Source organism: Streptomyces sp. NPDC107562 (assembly GCF_055657325.1).
This window is the reverse complement of the sequence record NZ_JBVKBE010000005.1, coordinates 135,413-153,235: the sequence shown is the minus strand read 5'-3', so window position 1 is coordinate 153,235 and position 17,823 is coordinate 135,413. Positions and strand designations below refer to the sequence as shown.

Annotated in this window: 14 protein-coding genes and 2 pseudogenes; 12 read left to right on the top strand and 4 right to left on the bottom strand. The window is 70.3% G+C overall.

Going from position 1 to position 17,823, the window contains the following annotated elements:
• Positions 1–1,079 precede the first annotated feature (1,079 nt).
• On the top strand, positions 1,080–1,565 hold the full coding sequence (locus tag ACZ7LV_RS17105) for a GNAT family N-acetyltransferase (protein WP_471940482.1): 486 nt from the start codon (positions 1,080–1,082) through the stop codon (positions 1,563–1,565).
• 50 nt (positions 1,566–1,615) lie between these two features.
• Here ACZ7LV_RS17105 and ACZ7LV_RS17100 read toward each other — a convergent pair.
• A pseudogene (locus ACZ7LV_RS17100) lies at positions 1,616–1,879 on the bottom strand (IS630 family transposase); the annotation flags it as partial.
• A 243-nt stretch (positions 1,880–2,122) separates the two neighbouring features.
• Here ACZ7LV_RS17100 and ACZ7LV_RS17095 point away from each other — a divergent pair.
• The 6 genes from ACZ7LV_RS17095 (at position 2,123) to ACZ7LV_RS17070 (ending at position 10,540) form a co-directional block, all read left to right on the top strand.
• Positions 2,123–3,130: a LacI family DNA-binding transcriptional regulator gene (locus ACZ7LV_RS17095; protein ID WP_471940109.1), complete on the top strand. Its 1,008-nt coding sequence runs from the start codon at positions 2,123–2,125 to the stop codon at positions 3,128–3,130.
• 200 nt (positions 3,131–3,330) lie between these two features.
• The gene (locus ACZ7LV_RS17090; protein ID WP_471940107.1) at positions 3,331–4,425 is read left to right on the top strand and encodes an ABC transporter substrate-binding protein; all 1,095 of its coding nucleotides are present in this window, start codon (positions 3,331–3,333) and stop codon (positions 4,423–4,425) included.
• Between the two features lie 61 nt (positions 4,426–4,486).
• Positions 4,487–6,061 carry a sugar ABC transporter ATP-binding protein gene (locus ACZ7LV_RS17085; protein WP_471940105.1) on the top strand — a complete coding sequence of 525 codons (1,575 nt, stop codon included), beginning with the start codon at positions 4,487–4,489 and terminating at the stop codon, positions 6,059–6,061.
• Positions 6,054–7,016, top strand: a complete 963-nt coding sequence (locus ACZ7LV_RS17080) for an ABC transporter permease (protein ID WP_471940103.1) — start codon at positions 6,054–6,056, stop codon at positions 7,014–7,016. Before ACZ7LV_RS17085 ends, ACZ7LV_RS17080 begins: the two co-directional genes overlap by 8 nt.
• Positions 7,013–8,047, top strand: a complete 1,035-nt coding sequence (locus ACZ7LV_RS17075; protein ID WP_471940101.1) for an ABC transporter permease — start codon at positions 7,013–7,015, stop codon at positions 8,045–8,047. Before ACZ7LV_RS17080 ends, ACZ7LV_RS17075 begins: the two co-directional genes overlap by 4 nt.
• 135 nt (positions 8,048–8,182) lie before the next feature.
• Positions 8,183–10,540, top strand: a complete 2,358-nt coding sequence (locus ACZ7LV_RS17070) for an AbfB domain-containing protein (RefSeq protein WP_471940099.1) — start codon at positions 8,183–8,185, stop codon at positions 10,538–10,540.
• A gap of 81 nt (positions 10,541–10,621) precedes the next feature.
• On the opposite strand, the gene ACZ7LV_RS17065 is transcribed toward ACZ7LV_RS17070, so the two are convergent.
• Both ACZ7LV_RS17065 and ACZ7LV_RS17060 read right to left on the bottom strand, forming a co-directional pair.
• Positions 10,622–10,912 carry a CbrC family protein gene (locus ACZ7LV_RS17065; RefSeq protein WP_471940097.1) on the bottom strand — a complete coding sequence of 97 codons (291 nt, stop codon included), beginning with the start codon at positions 10,910–10,912 and terminating at the stop codon, positions 10,622–10,624.
• Between the two features lie 232 nt (positions 10,913–11,144).
• The gene (locus tag ACZ7LV_RS17060; protein ID WP_471940096.1) at positions 11,145–14,420 is read right to left on the bottom strand and encodes a LamG-like jellyroll fold domain-containing protein; all 3,276 of its coding nucleotides are present in this window, start codon (positions 14,418–14,420) and stop codon (positions 11,145–11,147) included.
• A gap of 277 nt (positions 14,421–14,697) precedes the next feature.
• Between ACZ7LV_RS17060 and ACZ7LV_RS17055 the strand changes: the two are divergent.
• The 5 genes and pseudogenes from ACZ7LV_RS17055 to ACZ7LV_RS17035 all read left to right on the top strand — a co-directional run.
• A pseudogene (locus ACZ7LV_RS17055) lies at positions 14,698–15,143 on the top strand (hydrolase); the annotation flags it as partial.
• Positions 15,144–15,204: 61 nt separating this feature from the next.
• Positions 15,205–15,750: an RNA polymerase sigma factor gene (locus tag ACZ7LV_RS17050; RefSeq protein ID WP_471940094.1), complete on the top strand. Its 546-nt coding sequence runs from the start codon at positions 15,205–15,207 to the stop codon at positions 15,748–15,750.
• Positions 15,747–16,244, top strand: coding sequence for a transmembrane transport protein (locus ACZ7LV_RS17045; protein WP_471940092.1), 498 nt, complete (start codon positions 15,747–15,749; stop codon positions 16,242–16,244). Before ACZ7LV_RS17050 ends, ACZ7LV_RS17045 begins: the two co-directional genes overlap by 4 nt.
• A 49-nt stretch (positions 16,245–16,293) precedes the next feature.
• Complete coding sequence (locus ACZ7LV_RS17040; RefSeq protein WP_471940091.1) at positions 16,294–16,431, top strand: hypothetical protein; 138 nt, start codon at positions 16,294–16,296, stop codon at positions 16,429–16,431.
• A gap of 33 nt (positions 16,432–16,464) precedes the next feature.
• Complete coding sequence (locus ACZ7LV_RS17035) at positions 16,465–16,893, top strand: VOC family protein (protein ID WP_471940090.1); 429 nt, start codon at positions 16,465–16,467, stop codon at positions 16,891–16,893.
• 42 nt (positions 16,894–16,935) lie between these two features.
• Here the strand turns inward: ACZ7LV_RS17035 and ACZ7LV_RS17030 are convergent, their stop codons facing one another.
• Positions 16,936–17,559 (bottom strand): LysE family translocator, encoded by a 624-nt coding sequence (locus ACZ7LV_RS17030; protein WP_471940089.1) that lies wholly within the window; start codon positions 17,557–17,559, stop codon positions 16,936–16,938.
• Positions 17,560–17,823 lie beyond the last annotated feature (264 nt).

Here is a 17,823-nt window from a genome sequence, read left to right as displayed (position 1 = left end):
TCTGCCCGAGCGGTTCCGTCCGCGGAAGACCGTCCATGAACGCCACCGGCTCTGGTCGGCTTACGGAACATGGGAGCGTCTGCTTCCGCAGGTCGGGCCGCCGCCGATGCCGCCGGTGAGATCGACTGGGACGTCTCGGCCCACTCCACCATCGTCCGCGCTGACCAACACACGGCTGGCGCGCGCACCGATCCGCCTCCGGCACCCGGCTCAAAGGGAGCCAAAACCCCAGAACAATAGGGCGAAGGTTGTGCTGGAGGTGAGGGCCTGGGCCGCCGGCCGGGGTGGGCTCACCACCAAGCTCCACCTGAGCGCGGACGGCCGCTGCCGCCCGCTGTTCGAGGAAGACCTTCTGCGACACCCTTCAGCCCGGTGGCCGCACCCACGGAGCAAAGCGCTGGCCAGGTGCCGCGTCCTCGCGCCAGTACCTCAAGACCGTCTCCTCGACGATCTCGAGTCGCTCGGCGGCGACAACGCACGAGACACGCTCCGACCCGCCGGCATCCGCGTCGAAGGCCACCATGACCGTTGGTTCCAGGCCCAGTTGACGAGTGACCGTGTGCAACTCGTCAGGTGACGGGGGACGGAACGTCGGATCTTGAAAGCTCGACGGGCAGCTCACGAAGGCCGGATCGGTGAAGGCCAGCTCCAGACCGTGGTGATAGGTCAGATCATGGCCAGCAGCGAGCCGGAACTCCCCGGCGTTCCAGGCGATGACATCCCAGTCCCACTAGGAACCCTCAGGAAGCCGGATTCCGGCATGCCGTTTTTCGACGTCCACCTTCAGCTCCTCACCGGTCCGAACCGATCGCCAGGCTATAAAACGTAGTCTCTGATAGTGGTCGACCCGCCTGTTGGGAAGCTCGAAGCGCCTGCTACTGCTGTGACCGGGAAGGTTCACCGGGTGGGGTCGCAGTGGTGGATGACGTCGCGGGGTGGCTGCGAGGCTGCTTCGAACTCATTGGACGCCCTTTGGGTTAGTGGGCGAGCATCCGCAGGTGACAGATGAAGCCGACTACTGGGGGCCATTCACGCGCAGCCGGAGACATGTCCATCTTGTCGAGCTGCCCGGCGGGGCGATGTCCGCTTTGCTCGACGGAGACCTGTCCGGAGCCAGCAGTGTGGCGGGGGTTTCGCTGACCGAGTACTTCGTGACCGATAGAGCACGGTGGCTGTGGCGGTTCCGGCTCGACCAGACGGCCGCCGATCCCGGCCATGCGCGGTGGATGGTGCGGTGGGCGGTCGTCGGCGACAAGGAACTCGTCGTCGGACATGCCGGGTTCCATGGACCGCCTGATGAGGTCGGCATGGTCGAGATCGGCTATTCCCTTGCTCCCGACTTCCGTCGCCAGGGATATGCCCGATCCGTGCTGATCGAGTTGCTCCGCCGGGCAGCGGCCGAAACCGCAGTCACGACTGTGCGGGCGACGATCAGCCCCGACAACGTGGCATCCCTGGCCACGATCTCGGGCTTCGGCTTCGTTGAGGTCGGAGAGCAGTGGGATGAGGAGGACGGTCTCGAACTCGTCTTCGAGGTTCCTGCCCGCCGGGTTCCACCCGTTTGATGGGGAGGTGCACGGCCAACGCTGAGCAGCCGGGGCATCCGGCGCGATGGTCAGGCTGCGGCAGCAAGTGGGCGCCCGCCCCAGCGGAGGCCCTTCTCGCTGCGGATGCGGGCGCGTTCGCGGCGCTGAGCGGCGAGGACGTCGGGGTGGCGGGCATTGACGTTGCGCCGGCGCAGGTAGGCGTGCACTGCGCGGGTCTGGACGGTGTGGTTCGCATGGTGGGAGTTGGCCATGGTGAACTGCCGCAGCGGCCCGTAGTGTGCCTCGATCGGGTTCGCCCAGGAGGCGTTGGTCGGGGTGAAGCAGGGTTGCACCGGGAAAGGGCCTGACCAGCCCGGCCTCCCGCCGCCGAGCGGCACCCACCGTCGCAGTCGCCCCCGGCGCACTCGTCCACAGCCGTGCCTCCTTCCGTAAGGTGCCGACCGGTGCCTTGTCAGCGCCCCGATCGCGGATATATAACGTTGTAAAGATCACCCACAGGGACTCGGCGCACGGCTCACGGTGACGACACGCACCCGCACCGACCACCCGAGTCGGGCCACTTCGAAGGGAATGCCGTGCGGGTCAGCCTCAAGGACGTCGCCGCGCACGCTGGGGTCTCCATCAAGACCGTCTCCAACGTGGTGAACAACTACCAGCACGTCACACCGGCCATGCGCGAACGCGTCCAGCGATCCATCGACGCTCTCGGCTACCAGCCCAACCTGACCGCCCGGCACCTGCGCAAGGGCCGTACGGGCATCATCGCGCTCGCCCTGCCCGAACTGGGCAACCCGTACTTCGCCGAACTCACCGCCGCCGTCATCAACGCCGCCGCCGCGCACGACTACATCGTGCTGCTGGACCACACCGGCGGCCGCCGCGAGCAGGAGGTCCTGGTCAGTCAGGGCTTCCGGGCCCGCGTCATCGACGGGCTCATCCTCAGCCCCATCGAGCTGGAGACCGACGACCTGCGCGACCGTACGGAGCAGGTGCCGCTGGTGCTGCTCGGCGAGCGGGAGTACGACCTGCCCTACGACCACATCGCCATCGACAACGTCGCGGCAGCCCGCGCCGCCGTCCGGCACCTGGTCGGACTGGGCCGCCGCGAGGTGGCCTTCATCGGCGCCCGGCGCGGCCGCAGCGAGCCGGCCCAACTGCGCGTGCGCGGCTGGCGCGAGGAGTTGACCTCGGCCGGACTCCCCGCCGACGACGGCCTGGTGGCCGAGACCGTCGGCTGGGGGCACGCGGACGGCGCCGCCGCCATGACCCGCATCCTGGACAGCGGGCGCCGCCCCGACGCGGTGTTCGCCTACAACGACCCGATGGCCATCGGCGCCATGCGGGCGCTGCACGAGCGAGGGCTGCGGATTCCCGAGGACATCGCCGTAGTCGGCTTCGACGACGTGGTCGAGGGGCGTTTCGGCGCGGTCACCCTCACCTCGGTGTCACCCGACAAGGAGGCCATCGGCAGGCTCGCCGTCGAGTCGGTGCTCGCGCGGCTCAACGGCGCGGCTCCCGAACCCCGGCGGATCTGGGCCGACTACAGCCTGGTGGAGCGGGAGAGCACCCTGGGGTGCCGGTAACACGGCCGCCCCAGCGGCGGGTTCCGCGTCGTCGCTGTCCAAGTGCCCCCGTGCAGAGGGGGTTTACAGCATCCTTCCAACGATGTAAAAACCTCCTTGCGGCGGACCTGCCAAGACTTTCCGCCGGAGGGGGAGCAGTGTTCGCGCACTGAGCCGCACCCCCTTGTTCCCTTTTCAGCGTCGCCCGGATCGGGGTCACCATGCAGCGCACAACTCACCGTCCTCGCCTCCTCGCCCGACCCACGGTCGTGGCCCTGGCCGCCGCGGTGGCCCTGACCGCCACCGCCTGTGCCAAGTCGGAGGACGACGCGTCGAAGGACACCAAGTCCCCGCCGGCCGCCGGCGCCGAGCAGAAGGTCGCCACGCCCAAGCCGGGCGGCAAGACCTGCACCGTCGACGCCTACGGCGGCGAGAAGCTGGACCTGAAGGACGCGACGGTCGGCTTCTCCCAGTCGGAGAAGGAGGCCAACCCGTTCCGCATCGCCGAGACCCAGTCCATCAAGGACGAGGCCGAGAAGCGGGGCGTCACGTTGCTGACGGCCAACGCCCAGTCGCAGTTCTCCAAGCAGATCAGCGACGTCCAGGACCTGCTCGCCAAGGGCGCCGACCTGCTGGTCATCGCCCCGCTCAACTCCGACGGCTGGGACCCGGTGCTGCAGGCCGCGGCCGCCAAGAAGGTCCCGATCGTCACGATCGACCGCAAGATCAACGCCACCGCCTGCAAGGACTACGTCTCCTTCATCGCCTCGGACTTCGTCGAGCAGGGCCGGCGCGCCGCCGACCAGATGATCGAGGCCACCGGCGGCAAGGGCGAGGTCGCGATCCTGCTCGGCTCGGCCGGCAACAACGTCACCACCGAGCGCACCAAGGGCTTCAAGGACCAGATCGCCGCGAAGGCCCCTGGCCTGAAGGTGGTGTTCGAGCAGACCGGCGACTTCGCCCGGGAGAAGGGCCAGCAGGTCACCGAGCAGCTCATCCAGTCCAAGCCCGGCATCAAGGGCATCTACGCGGAGAACGACGAGATGGGCCTGGGCGCGGTGGCCGCGCTCAAGGGCGCCGGGAAGAAGCCCGGTGACGTCAAGATCGTCACGGTGGACGGTACCCGCAACGCCGTCCAGGGCATCGTCGACGGCTGGATCAGCGGCGTCATCGAGTCCAACCCGCGCTTCGGCCCGCTGGCGTTCCAGACCCTGGACACCTTCACCAAGGGCGAGGAAGTCGCCCAGGACATCGTCATCGAGGACGGCGCCTACACCGGCGACAACGCCAAGGCGGACATCGGCAAGGCCTACTGATCCCTCGTGGGGCCCGGACGCGCCGTCCGGGCCCCCACCGTCCTCCCTCGAACACTTCCTCATGGAGGCACAGGTGGCGGCACCACCCGCCGAAGTCCTCGCCGTCCGCGGCCTGAGCAAGACCTTCCCCGGCGTCCGGGCCCTGGACGACGTGGACCTCACCCTGCACGCGGGCGAGGTCCACGCCCTCATCGGCGAGAACGGCGCCGGCAAGTCGACCCTCATCAAGCTCCTGACCGGCGTGTACCGGCCCGACGCCGGCGAGATCACCTTCCAGGGCCGCCAGGTCGCCTTCGCCACCCCCTTGGAGGCGCAGAAGGCGGGCATCTCGACGATCTACCAAGAGGTCAACCTGATCCCGCTGCTCAGCGTGGCCCGCAACCTCTTCCTGGGCCGGGAGCCGCGCACCCGCCTCGGCGTGCTGGACATCGCCCGCATGAACCGCGAGGCCGAGGAGGCCCTGCGCGCCTACGGGGTCCGGGTGGACGTCCGGCGGCCGCTGCGCACCCTCGGCGTCGGCGCCCAGCAGATGGTGGCGCTGGCCCGCGCCGTGGCCACCGACGCGCGGATCGTCGTCATGGACGAGCCGACCTCCTCCCTCGAACCGCGCGAGGTGGAGACCCTGTTCTCGGTGATCCGGCGGCTGCGCGACGCGGGCATCGCGGTCGTCTACGTCAGCCACCGCCTGGACGAGCTCTACGCCGTGTGCAGCACCGTCACCGTGCTGCGCGACGGGCGCCGGGTCCACCACGGGCGGCTGGCCGACCTCGACCGGCTCACCCTGGTGTCCACCATGCTCGGCCGGGACCTGGGCGAGGTCCGCAAGGAGGGCCTGACGAAGTTCACCGGCGACCACGGCGCGACCGGCGGTCGACCGGTGCTGGAGGCACAGGAACTGGCGGTGCCGCACCAGCTGCACGGTGTCTCCCTGAGCATCCGGCCGGGCGAGGTCGTCGGACTGGGCGGCCTGCTCGGCTCCGGCCGGACCGAGACGGCGAAGGCCGTCTCCGGTGCGCTGCCGGTGCGTTCGGGCCGGGTGACCGTGGCCGGTGTGCCGCTGCGCGGCGGTTCGACACCGGCCGCCATCCGGGCCGGCGTCAGCCTGCTGCCGGAGGACCGCAAGAGCGAGGGCATCGTCCCCGGCCTGTCGGTCCGCGAGAACATCGCGCTCGCCGTCCTGCCCCGCCTGTCCCGTTTCGGCCTGGTCTCCGAGTCCCGTGTCGACGGCATCGTGGACACCTTCATGAAGCGGCTGCGCATCAAGGCGTCCTCGCCGCAGCAGAAGGTCGGCGAACTGTCCGGCGGCAACCAGCAGAAGGTGCTGCTCGCCCGCTGGCTGGCGATGAACCCCAAGGTGCTGCTCCTGGACGAGCCCACCCGCGGCATCGACGTCGGCGCGAAGGCCGAGGTGCAAAAGCTCGTCGACGAACTGGCCGCCGACGGCCTGGGCGTCCTGCTCATCTCCTCCGACCTGGAGGAACTGATCGAAGGGTCCGACCGCGTGGTCGTACTGAAGGACGGTGCCGTCGTCGGAGAGCTGACCGGCGACGACGTCACCGAGGACAAGCTGATGCGGACCATCGCCGGGGACGCCCCCGCGCCGCACCTGACCGAGGAGGCGGCGAGCGATGGCTGAAGCCGCCCTGCGCTCCGCTCCCTTGGACAAGGCCCGCGCCCTGCAGTGGCTGCAGACCTACGGCGTCTACGCCGGAGTCGCCGTCCTGCTCGTCGTCAACGTCGTCATCACCCCGCACTTCCTGTCCGCGGAGAACTTCCGCACCCAGGCCGTGCAGGTCGCGCCCGTGATCATCGTCGCCCTCGGCATGGCCCTGGTCATCGGCACCGAGGGCGTGGACCTGTCGGTGGGCGCCGTGATGGCGCTGGCGGCCTCCGTCACCGCCCTCTACCTCGGCTACGGCCTGCTGCCCGCCTTGCTGGTGGTGGCGGTGTTCGCGGCCGCCGTCGGCCTCGCCAACGGCGCACTGGTGGCGTTCGTCGGGGTGCAGCCGATCGTCGCGACCCTGGCCCTCATGGTCGGCGGCCGCGGCTTGGCCCTGGTCCTGCTGCCTCAGCTGGAGGACCTGCGCAATCCGGCGCTGGCCTCCCTCGGCTCGGGCGACCTCCTCGGCATCCCGTACCTGATCCTGATCGCCGCCGGACTGGCGCTGCTGCTGGCCTTCGTGGTCCGCCGCACCACCTTCGGCCGCCAACTGCTGGCGATCGGCGACAGCCGCCCCGCCGCACAGCTCGCCGGGCTGCCCGTGCGCCGCGTGCTGATCATCGTGTACGTCGTCTGCGCCCTGCTCGCCGCCGTCGCCGGCGTCCTCGCGACCGCCCGCCTCCAGGCGAGCGACCCCACCTCCCTCGGCAACCTGATGGAACTCTCCGCCATCACCGCGGTCGTCGTCGGCGGCACCCCGCTGACCGGCGGCCGGGTCAACATCGCCGGCACCGTCGCGGGAGCCGTCCTGATCCAGCTGCTGACGGCCACCCTCATCAAGCACGATCTGCCGCCCTCCTGGACCCAGATCGCCCAGGCCATAGTGATCGTCGCCGCCGTGTACGCGGCTCGGGGACGGGGGAAGCGATGAGCGCCACGAGGACGGACGCACCCGTGACCACCGCGAGCAAGCAGCCGTCGCCGGGGACCGAACCGGTCGGCTCCGCGCGCTCCGAGCGGCTGAGCGCCGTGATCCAGCAGCACGGCGCGCTGGCCGTGCTGGTGCTCGTCTGCCTGGTGGCGTCGTTCAGCTTCGACTCCTTCGCCACCGGCGACAACATCGGCAACATGGCGACCAGTTCGGCGTTCCTGGCGATCGTCGCCCTCGGCATGACCTTCGTGATCATCACCGGCGGCATCGACCTGTCGGTCGGCTCCCTCTTCGCGCTCGGCGGGGTCCTCGCCGCCTGGGGGTCACGCCACGGCACCCTGGTGGCGCTGCTGCTGCCGCTGGTGGTGTGCGGACTGATCGGCGTGGTCAACGGGCTGCTCGTGGCGCGCTCCCGGCTCGCCCCGTTCATCGTCACGCTGGCCGCCATGCTCGGCGCGCGCGGTCTGATGCTGGCCATCACCGACGAGGGCGCGGACACCTTCCTGATCGGCAAGGGCTCGTTCCTCGCCGAACTGGGCCAGGGCAGCACCCTCGGCATCGGCAACCCGGTGTGGATCACGCTGGGCCTGTTCGCCGCCGGAGCGGTGGTGCTGCGCCGCACCCGCTTCGGCCAGCACGTCTATGCGGTCGGCGGCAACGAGGACGCCGCCGCCCTGATGGGCGCTCCGGTCGCCCGGACCAAGATCCTGGTCTACACCCTGTCCGGAGTGCTGGCCGGGCTCGCCGGAGCGCTCAACGCCGCCTGGCTCGCCTCCGGCGTGACGATCCTCGGCAACGGCATGGAGCTGGAGGCCATCTCCGCCGTCGTCATCGGCGGCACCCTGCTCACCGGCGGTCTCGGGTACGTCAGCGGCTCGCTGGTCGGCGTCCTGCTGCTCAAGGTCATCCAGAACGTCATCAACCAGATCGGCTCCCTCGACTCGTCGTACCAGCAGGTCGTCAGCGGCGCCTTCCTGGCCGTGGTCGTCGTCGCCCAGACCTGGCTGGGCCGCCGACGGCAACTGATGTGAGCCCCGGACGTGGCAGCCGTGACGTGCGATCCGGCTGCCGCGTCCGGACCCCGGCGGCCGGTACCCCTGTCCCGGCCGCCGTTCGCACACGCACGTCTCCGCACCCCCACTAGTGAAGGAGTCACGATGCGTTCCATGTCACCCGCACCGCGCCGACCGGGCGCCTGGCTCAGACGGGCGGCGCGGTGGGCCACCACCGCGCTGGCCGCGCTGACCCTCGTCGGCGGTACGGCCCTCTCGGCCACCGGCACCGCCACCGCCGCGCCCCAGGCGTGGACCCCCAAACCGTCCCCCATGACCACCCCGTGGACCAACCAGGTGCCCACCGACACCCCCCTCCCGGAGTACCCGCGCCCCCAGCTCACCCGGCCCGACTGGGCCAACCTCAACGGCATCTGGGACTTCGCCGTGACCTCCGCGGACTCCGGCCAGCCCGCGTCCTTCACCGAGCAGATCCGCGTCCCGTTCGCCGCCGAGTCCGCCCTCTCCGGCATCCAGCGCCGCATCACCCAGAACGACAAGCTCTGGTACAAGCGCACCTTCACGGTCCCGGCCGGATGGAACGGCCGCCGGGTCCAGCTCCACTTCGGTGCCAGCGACTGGCGTACCACCGTGTGGGTCAACGGCCGCCAGGCGGGCGCCGTGCACAGCGGGGGATTCGACGCCTTCTCCCACGACATCACCGACCTTCTGAACGGCGGCACCAACACGCTCGTCGTGTCCGTGTGGGACCCCACCGAGACCGGAGGCCAGGCCGTCGGCAAACAGCGGATCCGCGACGTGGCCCCGCATCCCGGCGGCGGCATCTTCTACACGGCCGCGTCCGGGATCTGGCAGACGGTGTGGCTCGAACCCACGGCGCCCGCGCACATCGCGCGCCTCGACATGGTCCCGGACCTCGCGAACAACCGCCTGAAGGTCACCGTCCGCGGCGCCGGTACGAACGGTCATCAGGCCCGCGTCACCGTCTCCGCCGGCGGCACCACGGTCGGCACGGCCACCGGCACGGTCGGCACGGAGTTCACCGTCCCGGTCCCCGGACCCCGCCTGTGGACGCCCGAGGACCCGTTCCTCTACGACGTGAGGGCCGACCTGCTCTCCGGCGGCACGACCGTCGACTCCGTGGGCAGCTACACCGGCATGCGCTCCGTCGGCCTGGCCCGCGTCGACGGCGTGCTGCGGCCGGTGCTCAACGGGAAGTTCGTCTTCCAGACCGGCACGCTCGACCAGGGCTACTGGCCGGACGGCATCTACACCGCGCCCAGCGACGCGGCCCTGCGCCACGACCTCCAGAAACACAAGGATCTCGGCTTCAACATGGTCCGCAAGCACATCAAGGTCGAGCCGCAGCGCTGGTTCTACCACGCCGACCGGCTCGGCCTGCTGGTCTGGCAGGACATGCCCTCCATGGACCTGCGTACCCCCGACGCCGCCGCCCGCACCCAGTGGGAGGTGGAGTACGACCGCGTCATCGACCAGCACCGCAGCTCACCCTCGCTGATCATGTGGGTCAACCAGAACGAGGGCTGGGGCCAGTACGACCAGGCCCGCGTCGCCACCGAGGTCAAGGCGTACGACCCCTCCCGCCTGGTGAACAACATGAGCGGCGTCAACTGCTGCGGTGCCGTCGACGGCGGCAACGGCGACGTCGTCGACCACCATGTCTACGTCGGGCCGGGCACCACCGTGCCCAGCGCCACCCGGGCCGCCGTCCTCGGCGAGTTCGGCGGCCTCGGCTTCAAGGTCGCCGGCCACGAGTGGTACCCCGGCGGCGGCTTCAGCTACGAGGACCAGCCGAGTCCGGCCCATCTCGACAACCGTCTGGTCGGCCTGCTGGACGCGATCCGCGAGGTCCGCATGCCACGCGGTCTGTCCGCCTCGGTCTACACCGAGATCACCGACGTCGAGAACGAGGCCAACGGACTGCTCACCTACGACCGTCAGGTCGTCAAGGTCGACGAGGCCAGGGTCAGGGCGGCCAACCGCGCACTCATCGAGGCCTCCCGGGGAGCCACGGCCCCCCTCACCCTGCCCGCCGGCCAGTACAGGTCGCTGCGCGTGACCACACCCGGCTACACCGACCGCTACCTGCGCCACCGGGACGGCGCGGCCTACACGGACGTCGTCGGCTCCGGCAGTGACGCCCTGCTGAAGAACGACGCCACCTGGAAGATCGTCCCCGGCCTCGCCGACAGCTCCTGCTACAGCTTCGCATCACGCAACTACCCCGGCGAGTACCTGCGTCACCGCGAGCACCGCGTCTACAAGGAGGGGGGCAGCGGCGACCTTTTCCGGGCCGACGCCACCTTCTGCCCGGTCCGGGGCGCGAACGGCGGGGTGCGGCTGTCCGCGTACAACTTCCCCGAGCAGTACCTGCGCCACTACGACGCCCAGCTGTGGCTCGCCACCCCGGGCGGCACACACACCTGGGACAACCCCGCCCTGTTCACGGAGGACACCACATGGACCGTGGAGGCTCCGTGGGCCCCGTGACCCGGACGTAACGCCCCCGAGCGAACACCCGGCGGCGCGCCATCTGACGCGCCGCCGCTTCGGTTTGGCACTCTCGTGGAATCAGCCGATGTCCCAGGACGCCAGCGCCGTGCCGCAGTGCAAGCAGCGGAACAGGTAGGCGGTCGGCTCTCCGGCCCGGTCCAGGCCCCGCAGGAACTCTTCGCTGTCCGCCGCCTCCCAGCCGTAGCGCCGATGGTCCCGGCGGAGCATGGCCGCGCCGTCGCCGCAGTGGTACAGCCACGACTCCTGCTGCCAGCCGGCGAAGCCTGGCGTACGTCGGGTGACCTCCTCGACGACGGACAGAGGCACGTCGTCCGGGACGTCGAGGGCATCGCTGAAGACCGCATGCATCCCGAAGCCCTCGTCGCCTCCGACGGGGACGCCGAGGGCAACGACGCCCCCGCCCTGCAGACCACCGCCGAACTCGATGGGACCAACGGCGAGTTCATCCTGAACACGCCCACTGCCCTGCCCATAAGTTCATGCCGGTCACCAGCCTCACCGGCAGCCCCCAAAGCGCCGTCGACAGGCCGAAGGGCCCCGGCGCGGAGCTTGCCGCCGGGGCCCTTCCCTCACCGCTCCGCTACGGCTGCTCCTCCGTGTGGAGCGCGCTCACCTCCTCGGCGGTGAGTGCCTTGTCGAAGGCGTGCACCTCGTCCACCGAGCCGTCCCAGAAGTCGGTGGCGTTCCCCTCCCACTGGGCGCGCCCCACGGTGAGCGGACCGGTGCTGGGATAGGCCGCACCGCCGATGGCGGTCGCCGCCGGCTTCCCGTCGACGTACAGCGTGATCGTGTTGTCCGTGCCGTCGCGGACGCCGACGAGGTGGTACCAGCGTCCCTTCTCCGGGGTGGTCTCCAGCCGGGCGCGATTCCCGCCCGGCGTGCTGAAGGCGAACGCGCCCTGCCCGTACTGGAGGTAGAACGGGCTGGCCTGGCGCCGGGTTTCCTGGCTGACCGCGGTGGCGTAGTTGCCGGGAAGCTCGTCCAGCCGCACCCACGCGGACACGGAGTAGCTGCCCGTCGTGTCGAGCACCGGGCCGTCGGTCTCGGCGTACTGCCCCTGCCCGTCGAACGTCAGCGCGCTGCCGCTGACGCCCGGTGTCCAGGTGGTGCCCTCGGTGAGCGTCAGGGGCCTGGCGTTCGGGCCGTCGTCCTTCGCGGTGGTGCCCGTGCCCTCGTCGAGAGCCCAGTGCCCGCCGCCCTTGAGCGGCTGCCGCTCGCCCGCCGCGGCACCCGCGGCGAGGACCCTGCGGTTGATCTCACGCACCCTGACCGGGTCGACCTTGATCTCCCTGCGGTCGTACGTGTACAGGCCGTTGAGCTCGTTCTCCAGGTCGGTGATCTGGGTGTAGACCGAACCGGACAGTTCCGCCCCGGCCTGGTCGAGGTAGAACTCCTCCGTGTTCTCCACGTACTTGCGGGTCAGCGCCTCCTTGTCGGCGACCCCGCTGTAGATCACCGTCGGCGCGCCCGGCCACATGTGGCCCGGCGTGCGCAGGACGAAGCCGCCGTGCTCGCCGTCCATCGCGGCCCGGTGGTCGGGGAACGGCGGGTCCTCGTTGTTGTAGTCGTGGTGGTCGATGATGTCGCCCTTGCCCGAATCACCCTTCGAGTTGCAGCAGTTGACACCGCTGTGGGCGTTGACGACACGGGACGGGTCGGCCTGCTTCACGGACTCGGCGATCCGGCCGGTCTCCGCGCGGTCCCACTCGCCCCAGCCCTCGTTGAAGACGATCCAGCTGATCACGGAGGGCGAGTTGTGGTGCTCCCGCATCACTTCCCGGCCCTGGTCGACGAAGGCGCGCCGCCCGGTCTCGTTCGTGATGTTCCCGGAGACGAAGTCCTGCCAGACCAGCAGGCCGAGCCGGTCCGCGTGGTAGAACCAGCGCGGCGACTCCACCTTGATGTGCTTGCGGACGGCGTTGAAGCCCAGTTGCTTGTGCGCCTTGAGGTCGAACGCGAGGGCCTCGTCGCTCGGCGCGGTGTACAGGCCGTCGGGCCAGAAACCCTGGTCGAGCGTGGCCAGGGAGAAGACCGGCTTCCCGTTCAGTACCAGCTTCTGGAAACCGCCGACCTTCTCGATGCCTATGTCGCGCATGCCGAAGTAGCTGCCGACCCTGTCGCTCGACCTGCCGTCGGTGAGCCTGACGTCGAGGTCGTAGAGGTAGGGGTCGTCCGGGCTCCACAGATGCTGGTCCGCCACCGGCAGCCGCAGCTGCGCGTTGGCCGGCCCGCTGACCCTGCCGACGATCTTGCCCCGCTTGTCGCGGGCAACGGCCTCGACGCGGGCACCGGCGGACGCCCCCTCGGACTCCACCTTCACGGCGAGACTGCTCGTGTCGATGTCCGGAGTGGTGACAACGTTATCGACGGCAGTGGTGGCCACCGGCTCCATCCACACGGTCTGCCAGATGCCCGAAGACTGGGTGTAGAAGATGCCGCCGGGGTTGACCGACTGCTTGCCCATCGGCTGGTCGGCGCCGCCGGTGTCGGTGACGGCGACGACGACCTCCTGCGGGCCGGTGCCCTTCAGCGCGTCGGTGATGTCGGCGCTGAACGCGTCGTAGCCGCCGGTGTGTTCGGCCACCTGCGTGCCGTTGACCCAGACCCGTGCCTGGTAGTCGACGGCACCGAAGTTGAGCTTCAGGCGGTTGCTCCTGCTGTCCTTGCCGACCCTCCAGTCCTTCGGCACGTTCACCAGCTTGCGGTAGAACATGTGGTCCTCGTGCCGCTCCAGCCCGGACAGCTGCGACTCGACCGGGAACGGCACGACGATCTTCTCGTCGAGGTCCTTGCCGAACACGGGCTGCTCGCCGGCCGCGGCGCCGCTGAACTGCCAGGGGCCGTTCAGGTTCTTCCACCGGGCGCGCACCTGCTGCGGGCGCGGATACTCCGGCAGCGGGTTCTTCTCGTCGAGCCGGTCGCCCCATGGGGTGGTGAGCCGGTGGGTGGAGGCGTTCTCGGCGTAGCGGATGACCTTGGGTACGGTCTCGCCGCCCGAGGTCAGGCCGCCCTCGCCGTCGTAGGTGACCCGCACCTGCTGGTTCTTCTGGACGGGCTCGGCGAGCGTCACTTGCAGCGCGTCGCGGTCGCCGGGGACGGTGGTCACCGACTTCAGGGGCATGGCCGTGGTGTCGACCTCGACCTTCAAGTGCTCCTTCACCGCCCGCAGATCACCGACCCGGCCCTCGAACCGGGCCCGCAGCCGGCGTCCGTCCGCGGCGACGGACATCTCCACCGGGTAGACCTCGAAGCCCTCCGGCGGGGTGAACGCGGACATCGGCACGAGCTGCTTCGGCTGGTCGGGCGTGGACCAGCGCAGGAACATGTTGGCGCCGCCGTAGTCCTGGAACATCTCCAGGCGGAAGTCGTGCTTCTCACCTGCGGCCAGTCTGATCGGCGCGCTGGTCTGCTCCCGGTCCCAGTCCGGTTCCCAGTGGTCGATGACCGGCTCGCCGTCGATGAACAGGCGGAAGCCGTTGTCGCCGATGGCGTGGAAGGTGTAGTCACCGGTGGCCGGCGCCTCGATCTGCCCCGTCCAGCGGGCCGTCGTGTGCTCCGTCCTGCCGTTGAGCTCCTGGAACGTGCTCGTGAGGCCGGAGAAGTTGATCTGTGGCTCCAGCAGCGTGCCACCGAGCTGGGCGAAGTCCCGGGCGCCGGGCGCCGACATGCTGAAGTACTCGCCCTTGAGGCCGTGCACCTCGACGTCGGAGCGTCCGGCGGCGGGGAGCGCCGACGCGTGGCCCGCCGGCTCGGCGGCGGAGGCGGTGGCGGCCAGGCCGCCGGGAGGCAGCACCAGGACCGCCGCGGTCAGCAGCGCCCACCCTCTGACACGGGGGCGGATGTGTTGTCTTGTCATCGAACCTTTCCTCGCACGAAGACCCTCGACCGGGACCCGTCACAGGCGAACGCCGGTACGGGTGCGGTCAGGCGGCTCTTTCAACGTTGGAAATCCTGCGACAGCGGAATGACAACACGCCCTCGGGTGCGTGTCCAGACCTCGCGCACCACGGGGCCGACGCGACGTCACGGACGCCTGCCGTGCCCCCAGTTGGTCGCGGCCCGCCCACTCGATGGCCGTACCCCACCCGCTCGTGGACGGGTCCCGCCCGGCTCCCACCCATTGACAGGGTCGGCGCCGCTCAAGATGCTGGGCCCCGGCCGGCGGGCGCCACATCATCTCGCAGCCCCGGGAGAGCTGGGAGCGGGTGGTGGGCGACCCGTTCATCAACGAGGCACCCGGGGCCGTCAAGGACCCAGCGGGCAATTGCACGTCGTGTACTCCGCCAACGGCAGCTGGAGCGACCAGTACTGCCTGGCCGACCTGCGACTGAGGGTCGGCGGCGACCCGACGTACGGGCACCGCGACATCGCCACCAGTCCGCCCGCCGGGCCGAAGTTCCCGTCGATGTTCCACGCGGTGCCGAAGGGGGCGCCGTACTCCTGGGCGAACCGCTACTGGTGCACCGGCACGTTCTGCTGGTGGGGCGACACCACCTACTGCCGCGCCGACGTCCCTGGCCCGAACTCCGACATCGGCTGGAGCCTGAAGTCCTTCGAGCAGAGCGGAGCGTTCCCGTGAACCTTTCCGCCTCGTAGACCGACTGTCTCGGTGAGACATGGCACGACGCGGAGGAGGTGTGGTGAGCGGCGACGGGCGGCGCGACGGGCTGCTGGTGGTGCGCTGCCAGCTCGGGGAGCGGGAGGCGTTCCGCGAACTGGTGCGCGTCTGGCATGCCCCGCTGTGGCGGTATCTCCGCGGCATGGTCGGCTCGCCGCACCTCGCGGACGATCTCGCCCAGGAGGCATGGGTCGCCGTGGTGCGCGGACTGCCACGGCTGCGGCAGCCGGAGCGCTTCGCCCCGTGGCTGTTCACCATCGCCCGGCGCGCGGTCGCCGAGCACCTGCGGCAGGCCTACAAGGCCGCGGAGACGCCCGTCGAGGAGGCGGGCGCCGTGGCCGCCGATGACTTGCTCGGTGACGTGCTGACCGCGATGCAGGTGGAGGCCGGCCTGGGCGGGCTGCCGCCCCTGGAGCGTGAGGTACTGATCCTGTTCCACCTTCAGGATCTGCCGCTGGCCGCCTGCGCCGAGGTGCTCGGGGTCCCGCCCGGCACGGTCAAGAGCAGACTCCACCGCGCGCGCCGGATGTTGCGGAGCGTCCTTGCCGAGAGGGGATACGGGGCATGAGTGAACGGAACCCCGCTGAGTGGCGGGACGTGTCCGAGGACCTCGCACGCGCGCTGGCGGCGGAGGTCTCGCTGGGCTCCCGCATGCGCCTGCTCGCCCTGGGCCTGGTGGGAGGGTGCGGCGCGGCACTGATCGCGGTGCTCTGGGCCACCGAGCCGCAACCGCTGCCCGCGCGGACCCGGGCCGCCTTCGGCGGTCTGATCGCCGTCGGACTCGCCTGGAGCGCCTTCGCCGCGTGGGTGTTGAGCAGGCGGCGACCTCTCTTCGCCCGCGACCGGGTGCTGGGTGCCCGGCTCGCCCTCGGGGTCACCGTGGTGACCGCGGTGGCCGGCACGGCACTGGCCGCGGCCCGCGCCACCCCGGCAGGGGCACTGACAACCGCCCTGGCCGGGGCGGCCCTTGTGGCCCTGGCGGGACTCGTCCTGGTCCGGGCGCAGGCCCGCCGCCGCGCACTGCTGCGGCTGCGCGACGCCCTCGGACGACCTGCTCCCTGACGCCCGAACCCGTCCGTTCTGGATTCCTCCACGACATCGAGGAGACGTCATGCGTGACAAGAACGCCCCCGTCGGCCTGCCGGCCATCGCCCTGCGCCTGCGCGGCGCCCCCAGACGGACCGTCCTCGTGATCGCCGCGCTGGCGTGCACCGCCCTGCTCGTCGGCATCGGCCTGCTCCTGACGTGAACCCGCACACCGGCCGACTGTTATGGTGCGCCGGTGTCCACGGTCAAGCAGTTCCAAGTCACCTTCGACTGCGCGGAACCTGAGCGCGTCGCTCGCTTCTGGTGCGAGGTGCTGGGGTACGCCCCGGCGAAGCCGCCGGGGGAGTTCGCCTCCTGGGCGGAGTTCGACAACTCCCGGCCTCCGGAGGAGCGGGGTGCGTGGTTCGCCTGCACGGACCCCACAGGTGTGGGCCCCCGACTGTTCTTCCAGCGCGTCCCCGAAGGCAAGGTCGTCAAGAACCGGGTGCACCTCGACGTGCGGGTCGGTACGGGACTGGTGGGCGAGGAGCGCCTGGCGAAGCTCGAAGCCGAGTGCACCCGCCTGGTCGCCCTGGGGGCGGTACGCGTGGAACTGCTCTACGACGGCACCGATTCGTGCATCGTGATGCAGGACATCGAGGGCAACGAGTTCTGCGTCGACTGAGCGTTCGGCGGCCTTCGGGCGAGGCGCCCGCTGTCACCGGGCCTATGACTCGGTGGCCAGACGGGCGCCCAGACCGACGAGCAGCGCCCCGGAGATCTGTTCCATCCGGCGTCGGACGGACTGCCGCTGGAGCACGCCCGCGACCCTTCCGGCCAGCCAGACGAGCGGCAGGTACCAGATCAGGTCGACCACGGCCCAGATGACGGAGAGGGCGAGCAACGTCGGAAGGACCGGCGCTCCCTGCGGCACGAACTGCGGCAGGAAGGACAGGGCGAACACACCGGCCTTCGGATTGGCGAAGTTGGTGACCAGGCCCTGCCGGCAGGCCCGCCGCAGCGACACCGCTTCCGCTCCCGCCGGTGCTTCCCCCACCGGGGCGGTGCGCCTGGCCTGCCACAACGCACGCGCTCCCATCCACACCAGCACCGCGGCACCGGCGATCCGGATGATGTCGTAGGCGACCTGCGAGGCCAGCAGGAGGGCGGAGAGGCCGAAGGCGGCCGCCAGGCCCCACAGCAGCACCCCGCACTCGTTGCCCACGACCGTGGCGATCCCGGTCCTGCGGCCGTCGACGACCGTCCTGCGAAGGATCACGACCGTACTCGGCCCCGGGACCATGGCGATCAGGAGCGCGGCACCGACGAACGCCACGACGGTAGTTGTCATCCGTGCAGCATCGCCAAGCCCGCCGGTGTCCCACAAGGGTGCGGATGCGCACGGACAGGGCTCGTTGTGATGGTCAAGGGTCCTCGCCAAGACCCGAGCCGCCGCGGTGGACGACGTCACCGAGATCCGGGCGATGATCCGAAAAGCCGGGGCGGCTCCGTGGGCTTCGTCCCGCACGGTCACGACCAAAGATCGGTAACAGATTCAACTACGGCCAGGAGTAGCCTGTTTGAGCCAAGGAAAGATCAATAATCTGCTGTGCGA

Coding starts and splice junctions, on each gene's coding strand:
- ACZ7LV_RS17080 (WP_471940103.1), top strand. CDS start 6,054: ATGGCTGAAGCCGCCCTGCGCTCCGCTCCCTTGGACAAGGCCCGCGCC.
- ACZ7LV_RS17045 (WP_471940092.1), top strand. CDS start 15,747: ATGAGTGAACGGAACCCCGCTGAGTGGCGGGACGTGTCCGAGGACCTC.
- ACZ7LV_RS17075 (WP_471940101.1), top strand. CDS start 7,013: ATGAGCGCCACGAGGACGGACGCACCCGTGACCACCGCGAGCAAGCAG.
- ACZ7LV_RS17085 (WP_471940105.1), top strand. CDS start 4,487: ATGGAGGCACAGGTGGCGGCACCACCCGCCGAAGTCCTCGCCGTCCGC.
- ACZ7LV_RS17040 (WP_471940091.1), top strand. CDS start 16,294: ATGCGTGACAAGAACGCCCCCGTCGGCCTGCCGGCCATCGCCCTGCGC.
- ACZ7LV_RS17105 (WP_471940482.1), top strand. CDS start 1,080: ATGTCCGCTTTGCTCGACGGAGACCTGTCCGGAGCCAGCAGTGTGGCG.
- ACZ7LV_RS17060 (WP_471940096.1), bottom strand. CDS start 14,420: ATGACAAGACAACACATCCGCCCCCGTGTCAGAGGGTGGGCGCTGCTG.
- ACZ7LV_RS17065 (WP_471940097.1), bottom strand. CDS start 10,912: ATGCATGCGGTCTTCAGCGATGCCCTCGACGTCCCGGACGACGTGCCT.
- ACZ7LV_RS17090 (WP_471940107.1), top strand. CDS start 3,331: ATGCAGCGCACAACTCACCGTCCTCGCCTCCTCGCCCGACCCACGGTC.
- ACZ7LV_RS17030 (WP_471940089.1), bottom strand. CDS start 17,559: ATGACAACTACCGTCGTGGCGTTCGTCGGTGCCGCGCTCCTGATCGCC.
- ACZ7LV_RS17070 (WP_471940099.1), top strand. CDS start 8,183: ATGTCACCCGCACCGCGCCGACCGGGCGCCTGGCTCAGACGGGCGGCG.